Below are 13,257 nucleotides of genomic sequence, written 5' to 3'. Positions count from 1 at the left end.
GATTTCAGCTGACCCGTCACACGGTCAAAAGAGGAGCGATGTGCCGGCGCGCCAACGCGCGCCGGCGGGCCGAACAGAACACCATCGAGCTCAACAAGGCCGATGGCGGCGCGATCGGGGCGGCGCACGGCGGCGGTCCCGGATCCGCCCGCCAGCGACTCATGATCGTGGTTCAATGTTGGATCATGGGCCGCGGTGTCGGGCCGGAGGCGAAGAGGGTCGCGACGCCGCACCAGCCGAGCACGCCCGCGAGGAGATAGGGCACCAGATAGCCGCCGCTGGCGTCGTACAGCAGGCCGACGATCAGCGGCCCGGCGGCGACGCCCAGCACCGAGATCAACTGACCGGTCGCATAGATGCGGCCATAGTCACGCGTGCCGAAGGCCTCGGCGAGCAGCAGCGGCTGCATCATCAGCAGGTTGCCGACGGGCAGGCCGAGGAGCGCGATCGCGATCAGCATCAGCACCGGATTCTGTGCGAAGGCGAGGATCATCAGCGCCGCGGCATGGAAGACCATCCAGAACAGCGCATAGCTGCGGCTCTTGACCTTGAGCAGAATCCAGCCGCCGCTCAGCCGTCCGGTAATGCTGGCCAGGGCGAGAACCGAAACGCCGAGCGCCGCGATGTCCGGACCGTTGCGCGTCGTGACCAGCCGGAACAGATGGGCCAGCGCGCCGACCTGCGCGGCCATGGTGAAGACGTAGGCGATGGACACGGCGATGAAGAAGCGGCTGCGCCTTGCCTCTTCGTAGGGCGTGCCGCCGCGCAGCGATGGGCCGGACTGGGTCGCCGGCCGGACGTCCCCGTCCGGGGTGAGGCCCTTCGATTCGGGCGTCGGATACAGCAGCAGGAGCGTGGCCGGCACCACGCCGAGAAAGAACGTTGCCCCGAGCCAAGGCCCGGCGCCCGCCAGCCCCACCTGCCGGATCGCCCAGGCGGTCACCGGGGTGATGAGCGCCCCGCCGAGGGACAACCCGGTCATCGCGATCGAGAGGGCGAGCGCCCGCCTCCGGTCGAACCAGCGCGCCAGGATGGTCATGGCCGGCACCAGGCCGCAGCCGCCGTAGGCGAGGCCGAAGATGATGTGGAAGGCGTAGAGGTGCCACAGTTTCTCGACCAGGCCGATCGCCGACAGCGCCAGCGCGCTAAGCACGGCGCTGGTGACGATGATGATGCGGCCGTCGATGCGGTCGAGAAGGCGCCCGGCGACCAGTCCGGCCAGGCCCGACGAAATGAAGAAGGCGGCAGTGGCGCCGCTCGCGGCTGCCACCGGGAAGCGCCGCTCGGCGACGAAGGCCTCCAGCAGCACCGATAGATTGTAGAACGCCAAGCCGCCCGTCGTCGCCAGGACGAGCACCATAGCGCCGACGATGTACCAGCCGTAGAAGGTCTTGGCGCCCTGGGCAGGCGCACGCATGGGCGCTTCCGTCACCCACCGTGCATAGCTCCAGTTGCCGAGGACTCCTAGCTCGCACGACGCATTCTCAGGCATGCGGCCCCGCGCCCGGCACATGCCGGCGATGCGGCGCCCGCGCCGCCCGGGGGCTGAACATCAGAAAGGCCCCGGCGAACCGGGGCCTTTTCGCGTTCAGCTCGTTGGCCCAAGCCGCGACGCAGGCTTGGGGTCAGCGAGTCTTGGGGTCAGCGAGTTTGGGATCAGAAGTCGCGCTGGACGCGCAGGCGCGTCTCCCAGACGTAATCCATGCTGGTGGTCTTCGGCGTCGGCACGCCGTTGATCGTGTAGGTGACCGGCTTGTTCTGGTCGACCACGCGGCTCGACGGGGTGTTCTGGGCGTAGCTCACCTCGGCGCCGATATCGAGGTCCTTGACCGGGGACCAGACCACATTGGTGCCGACGTAGAAGAGGTTGTAGTCCTTCAGGGCCGGCGAGTAGGCGTAAGCGACGGCCTGCGCCGGGGTGAAGTTCAGGTTGGCGGGAATCAGCGAGCCGCCGAGGCCGGCATAGAGCGGACCCAGCGGGCCGCGAGCACCCTTGCCGTAGTCGACGCCGGCATAGCTGGCGAACACCGCCTGCCGGACGGTCGGGGTCCAGTAGTGCAGGTACGAGGCCAGCACCGACCAGCTCTGGGTGAGCTTGATGTCGCCATAGGCGTCGACGTAGCCGTCGAAGGTGTCGGTGGAGAAGCGACCCCAGCTGATGCAGGTGCGGTTCTGGCCGCTGCAAGGGGTCAGGATGCCCGTGTAGGACAGGGCGCCCTTGCCGATGGCCGCCTGCAGCCACAACTGGTCGCCGGGCGAGATCATGTCCAGCTTGACCTTCACGCCACCCTGGACCGCGTAGCCGTAGGCGGCGTCGGGGCGCTGGGTGGCGCGGACGCCGGAGATGCTGTTCTGGACGAACGAGCCCAGGCTGATCTGGTGCGTGGCGGCCGACAGCTGGGCCGAGCCCCAGCCGCCGTCGTAGCGCAGCACGCCCACGAAGTCGGGCACGCTGTTGCGCTGGGCGATGTCGATAGAGGCGTACGAGGTCGGCAGCCCGGTCACCGGGTCGAAGGTCAGGCCGACGCCGCCGGGGAAGGTGGTGCCGTTGTAGGGCAGGTTGCGCAGGCTGCTCGGCAGGGTCGAGTTGGCCGTGGGGTTGTTGGGATAGATGCCGCCGGCGGTGTAGATCGGCTGGCGCCGGGCCGTCGGATCCTCGATCGACAGGGTGGCGGTGAAGCCGCCGCCGAGCTTGGCGGTGTAGGCGAGGCCGTTGGTGCTCTGCACCTCGGAGCTGGAGGAGTTGCCGATCAGCTCCAGTTCGTGGCCGTAGAAATCGTAGAACGAGCTGAAGCGACCGGCCGTGAGGCCGGCGAACTGGATGAAGGCCTTGTCGGCCTCGACGTACTTCTGGGCACGGCCGAAGGTGTCGATGCCGGTGGCGTAGAAGGCCTGCGCCGTCCGCTCGGTGGTGCCGGAGCGCAGCGGCCAGCCGCCGGTGCGGCTGGCGATCTCGAAGCGCACGAAGGTGCGCACCACACCCCATTCGGAGGCGGTGCGGGCGTCGACCTGCAGGCGGCCGAGGCCGCGATAGCTCGACACGTCCGAACCGATGTTCTTCAGCGGCGCGCTGTACTGGTACTCGAAGCGGGCGCGGCCGCCGATCTTGATGCAGGTATCGGTGCCGGGGATGTAGAAGAAGCCAGGCCCATAGGCGGTGCAGACCCGCACGTACTCAACTGGCGCAGCTTTCGTCATCGGCAAGTCCGCTGCTTCGGCCCCCGTCAGCATCGACAGGCTCGCCGCCGAGCCGAGCGCAATACCCTTCAGCGTATTCAAGATCGCCCCCGCAATTTCGCTATATCCATATGTATATAACGGTAGCGAGGTTGCTCCCGACTGTCACGTTGTTGTCATGATTGGCGGCCGCGGAAAGCCCTGCTGTGTCGCCAAGGACACAGTTGGGTCGTCCCGCCTCAGCTTATGGCGCACGGCGGGTGGTCATTGGACGTCAAACGCAAAAAGGCCCCGGAGAACCGGGGCCTCTCGCTTGGATCAGCCGAAGCTGAGCGTGGGATCAGAAGTCGCGCTGGATGCGCAGGCGCGTTTCCCAGACGTAGTCCATGCTGGTGGTCTTCGGCGTCGGCACGCCGTTGATCGTGTAGGTGACCGGCTTGTTCATGTCGACCACGCGGCCAGACGGGGTGTTCTGGGCGTAGCTGACCTCGGCGCCGATATCGAGGTCCTTGACCGGCGACCACACGACGTTGGTGCCGACGTAGAAGAGGTTGTAGTCCTTCATGGCCGGCGAGTAGGCGTAAGCGATGGCCTGCGCCGGGGTGAAGTTCAGGTTGGCGGGGATGAGCGAGCCGCCGACGCCGGCGTAGAGCGGGCCCAGCGGACCGCGGGCGCCCTTGCCGTATTCGACGCCAGCATAGCTGCCGAAGATGGCCTGACGGACGGTCGGGGTCCAGTAGTGCAGGTACGAAGCGACGAACGACCAGCTCTGGGTGAGCTTGATGTCGCCGTAGGCGTTCAGGTAGCCGTCGAAGGTGTCGGTGTTGAAGCGACCCCAGCTCTGGCAGGTACGGTTCTCGCCGCCGCACAGCGCGGTGACGCCGGTGTAGGAGAGGGCGCCCTTGCCGTAGGCCGCCTGCAGCCACAGCTGATCGCCGGGCGAGATCATGTCCAGCTTGAACTTCACACCACCCTGGATCGCGTAGCCGTAGGCGGCGTCGGGACGCTGGGTCGTGTAGAGGTTCCCCGGGGTGTTGGCGATGCTGTTCTGGACGATCGTCCCGACGCTGATCTGGTGCGTCGCCGCCGACAACTGGGCCGAACCCCAGCCGCCGTCGTAGCGCAGCACGCCGACGAAGTCAGGCAGCTGGTTGCGCTGGGCGATGTCGACCAGCGAGTACGAGGTCGGCAGGCCGGTGGCCGGGTTGAAGGTCAGGCCGATGCCGCTGGTGAAGGTGGTGCCGTTGTAGGGCAGGTTGCGCAGGCTGCTCGGCAGGGTCGAGTTGGCCGTGGCGTTGTTGGGGTAGATGCCGCCGGAGGTGTACAGCGGCTGCCGGCGGGCGGTCGGATCCTCGATCGACAGGGTGGCGGTGAAGCCGCCGCCGAGCTTGGCGGTGTAGGCGATGCCGTTGGTGCTCTGCACCTCGGAGCTGGCCGAGTTGCCGATCAGCTCGAGCTCGTGACCGTAGAAGTCATAGAACGAGCTGTAGCGGCCGGCGGTGAGACCGGCGAACTGGATGAAGGCCTTATCGACCTCGACGTACTTCTGGGCGCGACCGAAGGTGTCGATGCCGGTGGCGTAGAAGGCCTGAGCCTGACGCTCGGAGGTGCCCGAACGGAGCGGCCAGCCGCCGGTGCGGCTTGCGATCTCAAAGCGCACGAAGGTGCGCACCACGCCCCATTCGGAGGCCGTGCGGGCATCGACCTGCAGGCGGCCGAGGCCGCGATAGCTCGACACGTCCGAGCCGATGTTCTTCAGCGGCGCCGTGTACTGGTATTCGAAGCGGGCACGGCCGCCGATCTTGATGCAGGTATCGGTGCCGGGGATGTAGAAGAACCCTGGCCCATAGGCGGTGCAGACCCGCACGTATTCAACTGGCGCAGCTTTCGTCATCGGCAAGTCCGCGGCTTCGGCGCCCGTCAGCATCGACAAGCTTGCAGCGGAGCCGAGCAGGATTGCTCTCACGATGTTCACGATCAACCTCCAGAGTCTAAAAGATGGACACCCCTGCCACCCGGCAAGGTGTTCAAAGTGCGACCAAATTTTGTTCTTGTGCGATGCGTCACATGCCTAGCGGCGCATCATGACAGTGGCGTTACGGGCTGCGGCCCCCACGCTGCCCAGGAAAATCGCAGTCAGCACCTCGTCAGCCGTGCCGCCGCGTCAATTCTCCAACGACAGGAACGTGTTCGAAGCACCTCCGCCTAGAGCGGAACCTAGGCGCCGGGTCCGCGCACGGTCAATGCGGGTGTCGCGTATGACACACCTCGAAGGGCCCAGTGTGGTCTTGCCGCCACAGCTTTCGGGGGCAAAATTGCGGTTTCTGGACGCTCTTTCCCTGTCCTGAGGGATGCGCGAGCCACAAATGGCTGTCACATAAGTGTCGTAATTTCGTCGGCTTTCAAATACTCGACTTCGCTGTTCCAGCGGTCGGGGCAGTTAATTCTCTCGTTCGTGCAGTCGAGAGAAGATTGATCGCGAATCACGTCGATCTGCCGGACGCGGGCCACGCGCTGGCGGCAGAGCTGCGATGGCTCGCATGGCCTTGTCTGCCGGGTTCACCTTCGCTCAAAGTCCCGCAGATAATCGATTGGGGAGGCCCGTGTTTCCATGGCGGCAGCGACATCGGCCGAGGCGAGAGCGATCCTGACGGCGCCCGGCGCACCCTACGAAGTCGACGAAGCCGTCATCCGCGGCCTTCGCACACGCATATGGAAGAACGCGGCGCCCCATCTTCGGTCCTTCCTCGACAGCAGCCGCCGCTACGGCGATGCCGTCTATATCGTCCACGAGGATGAGCGGCTGACCTACGCGGAGCATTTCCGCGCCTGCGCCAGGCTGGCCCAGGAGCTCTCGTCGCGTTTCGGCGTCCGCAAGGGCGACCGCGTCGCCGTGGCCATGCGCAACTACCCGGAATGGTCGGTGGCCTTCTGGGCCACCGTCGCCATCGGCGCCATCGTGGTGCCCCTCAACGCCTGGATGAGCGGCCCGGAGCTGGAGTACTGCCTCGCCGATTCCGGCTCGGTCGTGTTCATCGCCGATGGCGAGCGTCTGGAGCGGATCGCTCCGTACCTGGATGGCCTGGGGCTGCGCGGCCTCGTGGTGACCCGTGCCGGCGGGCCGTTGCCGGACGGCGCCTGGGCCTGGACCGATCTCGTCACCGCCGAGCAGGAGCTCGAGCTTCCGGCCGTCCGGCTGGCGCCGGACGACGACGCCACGATCTTCTACACCTCCGGCACGACGGGTAAGCCCAAGGGCGCGCTCGGCACCCATCGCAACATCTGCACCAACCAGTGGACGATCGCTTACAACCGGGCGAAGACGGCGCTCGTCGCCGGCGTTGCGCTGCCCGATCCGGCGACTGCGCCGCAGCGGGCCTTCCTGCTGCCGGTGCCGCTGTTCCACGTCACCGGCTGCCACTCCGGCATGCTGCCCACTTTCGCCGCCGGGAATACGCTGGTGCTGATGTACCGCTGGGACCCGGCCCGCGGCTTGCAGCTGATCGAGCGGGAGAAGGTCAGCGCCTTCACCGGCGTGCCCGCCATCGCCTGGCAGATCATGGAGCACCCGGACTTCGACAAGTACGACCTGTCGAGCCTGGAGGGCGTGAGCTATGGCGGTGCGCCGGCCTCGGCCGAGCTGTTGCGGCGGGTGAAGAGCACCTTTCCGGCCGCCGTGGCAGGCAACGGCTACGGCCTGACCGAGACCTCGTCTGTGGTGGCGCAGAATCAGGGACCGGAATACGTCGAGCGGCCCGACAGCGTCGGCCAGCCGATTCCCGTCTGCGACATCCGCGTCGTCGATCCGGACGGGCGCGACCTGCCGGCCGGCGAGATCGGCGAGCTCTGGGTGAAGGGCCCCAACGTGGTGAAGGGCTATTGGAACAAGCCCGAGGAGACCGCCAAGAGCTTCACCGAGGGCTGGCTGCACACGGGCGACGTCGTGCGCCGCGATGCCGACGGCTACATCTATATCCTCGACCGGGCCAAGGACATGCTGATCCGCGGCGGCGAGAACATCTACTGCACCGAGGTCGAGGACGCCTTGTACAGCCATCCCGCCGTCATGGATGCGGCCGTCGTCGGCATTCCGCATCGGGTGCTCGGCGAGGAGGTCGGCGCCGTCGTCCAGGTCAAGCCGGGGTTCGAGCTCGACGAGGACGAGCTGAAGCGGCACGTGGCCGGGCGCCTTGCCGCCTTCAAGGTGCCGATCCGTATCGACATCCGCCGCGAGCCGTTGCCACGCAATGCCAACGGCAAGATCCTGAAGCGCGATCTGCGAAGTCTATTCGCTGGCTAAGTTCGGTCCTCGCAGGCGCACGATGCACATGGCTCAGCGGCCTGACGAAGCCGTTGCCGGCTCGTCGAGCATGCTGACGAGCCCGGCGCTGAGCAGTGCGGCCAATCCGGCAGCCGCAATCGGCAGCGCGTAGCTGCCGCTGACGTCGAAGGCGTATCCGGCGAGCGGCGGGCCGAGCAGGGTGCCCAGGGCGCCTGCGGTGTAGGCCAGCCCGATGATGCCGCTGGCGTTGCGCGGCCCGAAATAGTCGACCAGCAGGGCGGGGGCGAGCGCCACGTAACCGCCGTAGCAGACGCCGAACACCAGCGCGAAGACCGCCAGCCCGAGGGCGCTGCCGGCGACCAGCCACCAGCCCATCATCACCGCGATGCCGGCGAACATCATCATCAGCGACCGCTTGCGGCCGAGGCGGTCGGCGACGCCGCCGATCAGGAACCGGCCCGCCGTCGAGCCGACGCCGATCAGCGCGAAGAGCGTCACCGCGGTCGAGTGCTCGACGCCGCGATCCTCGGCCGACGGCGTCAGATGCACGAAGGGCATGAACAGGCCGATCGAGGCCAGGACAGACGCGATATAGAGCAGGCGGAAGGGCTTGGAGCGCAGGGCCTGCCCGACGCTCAGGCCCGGCAATTCGCCTCGCGCCGGCGGCGCGCCGGCCAGCACGCCGCCGTCGGGCAGGAGGCCGCGCCGCTCGGGCGAGTTGTCGACGAAGAGGGAGGCGAGCCCGCCACCGGCGAGGGCGAGGAGACCGAGCGTCAGATAGGCGCCACGCCACCCCAGGTGATCGATGAGCGCCTCGGCGATCTTGGGCATCACCAGCGTGCCGACGCCGATGCCGGAGACGGCGATGCCTGAGGCGAAGCCGCGGCGCAGCACGAACCACCGCTGCACGGCGCTGATGGCCGGCACGTAGGAGAAGCCGACGCCGAGGCCGACCCCCAGCCCGATGCCGAGGTAGAGCACCCACAGGCTGGCCGCCTGCGCCGCGACGATGAGGCCCGCGCCGACCAGGAGCATGCCCGTGAACACCACCCAGCGCGCGCCGAACCGATCCGTCAGCGGCCCGCTCAAGGCGCCGACGGCGAAATAGATCGCCACGCCGAACGAGAAGGCCCAGGAGAGCGCCGCGCGCGGCGCGCCGAACTCCTGCTGCAAGGACGCGAAGAAGGCAGGGAACGTGTACGTGCTGCCGAGACCGATGAACATCACCGTGAAGGCGGCGGCGACGACGATCCAGCCCCATCTGGCCGATTCGCGTCGTCTGGCGGCGTCGACCAGCGCCGTCATGGTCGCGATGCTCCGCGCATGATCACTCCTCGGCCCGCTCCAGGGGGCTCCCGGCAGGCTCTCTCAGCGTTTCCGTCCCGTATTGGCGGCTCATCGTTCCCGAACGCGCGATCGGGTGGCCACCGCCCCGTGACCACCATCTCTTGATTTGGCGCGCGAGGAAAGGCCCGCCGGCTCACCCGTCAGGCGACGCCGTAGGTCTTGAACCAGGCGAGCATGCGCTGCCAGCCGTCTTCCGCCGCCTGCTTGTTGTAGCTCGGGCGATAGTCGGCGTGGAAGGCGTGCCCCGCCTCGGGGTAAATGACGATCTCGACGGTCTTGCCCGCGGCTTTGGCCTTGTCGCGCTGGGCTTCCACCGCCGCCACCGGGATGCCGGGGTCCGCGCCGCCGTAGAGGCCGAGCACCGGCGCCTTGATGTCGGCGGCCACGTCGGCCGCGGTCTTGGGCTGGATCGGCGTCGGCTGGCCGCCGAGCGGCCCGTACCAGGCGACGGCGGCCTTCACGTCCGGGTTGTGGGCGGCGTAGAGCCACACCGCCCGGCCGCCGCGGCAGAAGCCGGTGATGGCGAGCCGCTTGGGGTCGCCCTTGCTGTCGGTCACGGCCCATTTGGCGGTCGCGTCGAGATCGGAGAGCACCTCCGCGTCCGGGGTCTTGGCGATGAAGTCGCGCAGGATCACCTGCACGTCGCTGACCTTGGAGATGTCGCCGCGGCGGGCGTAGAGCTCGGGCGCGACGGCAAGGTAGCCTTGCTTGGCCAAGCGCCGGCAGACGTCCGCGATGTATTCGTGCACGCCGAAGATCTCCTCGACCACGAGCACGATGGGGAACGGCCCGGCGCCTTCCGGCATGGCGCGGTAGGCCGGCATCTCGCCGTCGGCGACCTTGATCTTCACCTCGCCGGCGACGAGCCCGGCGGCCGGCGTGTTGATCGTCTGGCCGGGCTGGGCATGGGCGGTGGCGACGGTGAAGCCGCTCATCAGCGCGGTCATGACGAAGCCGCGGCGGGACAGCGGCTCGTTGATGAGGCCTCGGAGGCCTTCGAGATCGTCCATTTGCGTCATCTTTGCTCCCTTCCCGTCGCCCGCCCCGATTTCCAGCTCACGCGACAGCTCACCTGGCCGCCTGGCGCCAATCATATAGGCGTGAGCGCGGACGGTGCACGCCCGAGTCCTGCCAAGGCTGCGTGACAACCGTAGAACGAGCATCCCTGGCTTGCCGCGTCCGCCTTGCAGGGCCGGGGAGCGAACGCTAGATAGGGCGCCAATCATTCCCCTAGAGCGCTTCGCGATCGGGCGGAATCACCCGATCGTGAAAAAGGCGCTCCAGAATTCAAAACCTGGAGCATTTCCCGGTCAGATGATCCCATCCGATCGGGAATTGTTCTGGCGGCCGGTGGCGCCATCCGGCGTGCCGATCCTGAGCACCCAAACCGGGTGGAGCCCGTTTCATGTCCCGTCAATTCATCTACCACATGCGCGGCCTGACCAAGGCCTACGCCGGCGGCAAGAAGATCCTCGACGACGTCAACCTGTCCTTCTACCCGGACGCCAAGATCGGCGTTCTCGGCGTCAACGGCGCGGGCAAGTCGACGCTGCTCAAGATCATGGCCGGCATCGACAAGGACTGGAGCGGCGACGGCTGGGTCGCGGAAGGCGCGCGCGTGGGCTACCTGGCGCAGGAGCCGCAGCTCGATGCCGCCAAGACCGTGCGTGAGAACGTCCTCGACGGCGTGGCGGAGAAGAAGGCGATCCTCGACCGCTACAACGAGCTCGCCATGAACTACTCGGACGAGACCGCCGACGAGATGACCAAGCTGCAGGACCAGATCGAGGCCAAGGGCCTGTGGGATCTGGACAGCCAGGTGGATCAGGCCATGGAGGCGCTCGGCTGCCCGCCCGACGATTGGGACGTAGGCCGCCTCTCCGGCGGCGAGAAGCGCCGCGTCGCGCTCTGCCGCCTGCTGCTCGAGCAGCCGGAGCTGCTGCTGCTCGACGAGCCGACCAACCACCTGGATGCCGAGACCGTCAACTGGCTGGAAGGCCATCTGCGCACCTACCCCGGCGCGATCCTGATCGTCACCCACGACCGCTACTTCCTCGACAACGTCACCGGCTGGATCCTCGAGCTCGACCGTGGCCGCGGCATCCCCTACGAGGGCAACTACTCCTCCTGGCTGGTGCAGAAGCAGAAGCGTCTGAAGCAGGAGGGCCGCGAGGAGGAGTCGCGCCAGCGCGCGCTGGACCGCGAGCAGGAGTGGATCGCCGCCTCGCCCAAGGCGCGCCAGACCAAGAGCAAGGCGCGCATCCAGCGCTACGAGGAACTGGTCGCCAAGCAGGCGGACAAGTCGCCGCAGACCGCGCAGATCATCATTCCGGTGGCCGAGCGCCTGGGCAACAAGGTCATCGAGTTCGAGGGCATCAAGAAGGGCTTCGGCGACAAGCTGCTCATCGACGACCTGTCGTTCAAGCTGCCGCCGGGCGGCATCGTCGGCGTCATCGGTCCCAACGGCGCCGGCAAGACCACGCTGTTCCGCATGATCGCCGGCCAGGACAAGCCCGACGAGGGCCATATCGAGATCGCCGATGCGGTCTCGCTCGGCTACGTCGACCAGTCTCGCGATGCGCTCGACGCCGGCAAGACGGTCTGGGAGGAGATCTCCGAGGGCGCCGAGGTCATCTACCTCGGCAAGAAGGAGATCAACAGTCGCGCCTATTGCGGCGCCTTCAACTTCAAGGGCGGCGATCAGCAGAAGAAGGTCGGCAGCCTGTCGGGCGGTGAGCGCAACCGCGTGCACCTGGCCAAGATGCTGAAGTCGGGCGCCAACGTGCTGCTGCTCGACGAGCCGACCAACGACCTCGACATCGACACGCTGCGCGCGCTGGAAGAGGCGCTCGAGGATTACGCGGGCTGCGCCGTCATCATCAGCCACGATCGCATGTTCCTGGACCGCATCGCCACCCACATGCTGGCCTTCGAGGGCGACAGCCACGTCGAATGGTTCGAAGGCAACTTCCAGGATTACGAGAACGACAAGAAGCGGCGCCTCGGCATCGATTCGGTCATCCCCAAGCGTATCCAGTACAAGAAGTTCTCGCGCTGACATCTCGACGCGATTCGTCTTGTGAATAGATGGATGGCCGGGTCAAGCCCGGCCATGACGTTGGAGGAAACTGCCACGTCGTCATGGCCGGGCTTGACCCGGCCATCCATCCACTAGAAATGACTTTCCTTTCTATCCCAGGGCGCGCGCGGCATGCATCAGCCGGGCGCTGGCGTTGGCCCGCGCCACGATCTGGCCGTCGCCATCCATCAACCGCGCCTCCATGAAGGCGATGGTGCGGCCGAGCTGGACGACGGCGCCTTCACCGAAGAGCGGACCGGGACGGGCGGGCGCCAGGAAGCTCACATTCATGTCGATGGTCGCGGTGTACTGCTCGCCGCCGGTCTTGATCCACACGGCAGGTCCCATGGTGTCGTCCAGCATCGCCGTCTGGATGCCGCCCTGGATCAGGCCGGCCGGGTTGAGGAACGCACGTTTGCCGTCGAAGCCGATCCTGATCCAGCCGCGGGCGGGGTCCGCCGCTACGATGTGCCAGCCCAGCAACTGCGCGCTCGGCGGCATCGGGATGCTGCCCAGGAGGGCCGAGGCCGCGGTCGTGTCTGCTGCCAGTGTGTTCATCATGGCCTGCTCCTGCTGGCTCGTTGCCGTAGGCGAGCTGCAGGATTACGCTTCTGCTCCTGACAGCATGGCGTCAGGAGACAGTTCGATGAACCCGTGCGCCGCGCCGACCGCCTGATCGAGCTCATCGGCCATCTCCGGGGGGAGAAGCTGGTGACCGCCGATGCGCTCGCCCGGCGGCTTGAGGTTTCCGTGCGCACGGTCTACCGCGACATCGTCTCGCTGCAGGCGCAGGGGTTCCCGATCGATGGCCAGGCCGGCGTCGGCTATCTGCTGCGCGGCCCGGTCGACCTGCCGCCGCTGACCTTCGACCATGACCAACTCGAGGCCCTGGCGCTCGGTCTGGCCTACGTGACGCAGGTCGGCGACCCGGCCCTGGCGGCGGCTGCCCGCGCGGCCAGGGTCAAGATCGATACGGTCTGGACCGGCCAATCGGCGCCTGGGGTGGAGGACCAGCGGCTGCGCGCCTCCCAGCGGCCGGAACGGCGGGCGCCGGCGTTCGCGGCGGCGCTGCGGGGCGCGCTGCGCGCCCGCAAGCTCGTCGCCTTCCGCTACACCGATGCCGAAGGCAAGGCGAGCGAGCGCGAGGTCCGGCCGCTGGCGCTCACCGCCTTTTCGGAGGGCTGGCTGCTGATCGCCTGGTGCGGGCTGAGGCGTGACTTTCGCGTGTTCCGCCTCGACCGCGTGCGGGAGCCCGTGGTGTCGCAGACGTCCTTCACCGACGAGCCGGGCCGCGATCTCGCGACCTATCTGGCGCAGGTCGCGGCGAGCCTCGATGAGCGGCCGCGGCGGCAGGCCTTCTGACGGACCGCCG

General features: G+C 67.5%; 9 protein-coding genes. 3 read left to right on the top strand and 6 right to left on the bottom strand.

Annotation, left to right across the window (positions count from 1 at the left end):
- Positions 1 to 172: 172 nt before the first annotated feature.
- The 3 genes from ACZ5PO_RS38715 to ACZ5PO_RS38705 all read right to left on the bottom strand — a co-directional run bounded on the left by ACZ5PO_RS38715 (position 173) and on the right by ACZ5PO_RS38705 (position 5,152).
- Entirely contained in the window at positions 173 to 1,417 is a 1,245-nt protein-coding gene (locus tag ACZ5PO_RS38715) for an MFS transporter (RefSeq protein WP_464188597.1), read from the bottom strand.
- A 239-nt stretch (positions 1,418 to 1,656) separates the two neighbouring features.
- Positions 1,657 to 3,279, bottom strand: coding sequence for a porin (locus ACZ5PO_RS38710; RefSeq protein ID WP_464188594.1), 1,623 nt, complete (start codon positions 3,277 to 3,279; stop codon positions 1,657 to 1,659).
- A gap of 238 nt (positions 3,280 to 3,517) precedes the next feature.
- A complete protein-coding gene (locus tag ACZ5PO_RS38705; protein WP_464188592.1) occupies positions 3,518 to 5,152 on the bottom strand; it encodes a porin in 1,635 nt (544 codons plus the stop codon).
- Positions 5,153 to 5,788: 636 nt separating this feature from the next.
- Here ACZ5PO_RS38705 and ACZ5PO_RS38700 point away from each other — a divergent pair.
- A complete protein-coding gene (locus ACZ5PO_RS38700; RefSeq protein ID WP_464188590.1) occupies positions 5,789 to 7,477 on the top strand; it encodes a class I adenylate-forming enzyme family protein in 1,689 nt (562 codons plus the stop codon).
- A 33-nt stretch (positions 7,478 to 7,510) separates the two neighbouring features.
- On the opposite strand, the gene ACZ5PO_RS38695 is transcribed toward ACZ5PO_RS38700, so the two are convergent.
- Entirely contained in the window at positions 7,511 to 8,764 is a 1,254-nt protein-coding gene (locus tag ACZ5PO_RS38695) for an MFS transporter (RefSeq protein WP_464188588.1), read from the bottom strand.
- Between the two features lie 182 nt (positions 8,765 to 8,946).
- Positions 8,947 to 9,825, bottom strand: coding sequence for a dienelactone hydrolase family protein (locus ACZ5PO_RS38690; protein WP_464188586.1), 879 nt, complete (start codon positions 9,823 to 9,825; stop codon positions 8,947 to 8,949).
- Between the two features lie 386 nt (positions 9,826 to 10,211).
- Here ACZ5PO_RS38690 and ettA point away from each other — a divergent pair, with 386 nt between their 5' ends.
- Entirely contained in the window at positions 10,212 to 11,864 is a 1,653-nt protein-coding gene (gene ettA, locus ACZ5PO_RS38685; protein WP_464188584.1) for an energy-dependent translational throttle protein EttA, read from the top strand.
- A gap of 132 nt (positions 11,865 to 11,996) precedes the next feature.
- Here ettA and ACZ5PO_RS38680 read toward each other — a convergent pair whose 3' ends face one another.
- Entirely contained in the window at positions 11,997 to 12,443 is a 447-nt protein-coding gene (locus tag ACZ5PO_RS38680; protein WP_464197224.1) for a PaaI family thioesterase, read from the bottom strand.
- Between the two features lie 96 nt (positions 12,444 to 12,539).
- On the opposite strand from ACZ5PO_RS38680, the gene ACZ5PO_RS38675 reads away from it, so the two are divergent.
- A complete protein-coding gene (locus ACZ5PO_RS38675) occupies positions 12,540 to 13,247 on the top strand; it encodes a helix-turn-helix transcriptional regulator (RefSeq protein ID WP_464188582.1) in 708 nt (235 codons plus the stop codon).
- Positions 13,248 to 13,257: the final 10 nt, after the last annotated feature.

It is taken from the genome of Chelatococcus sp. KU-N122 (genome assembly GCF_055391085.1).
The sequence above is the reverse complement of the archived record's forward strand: the minus strand, read 5'-3'. Positions and strand labels throughout refer to the sequence as shown.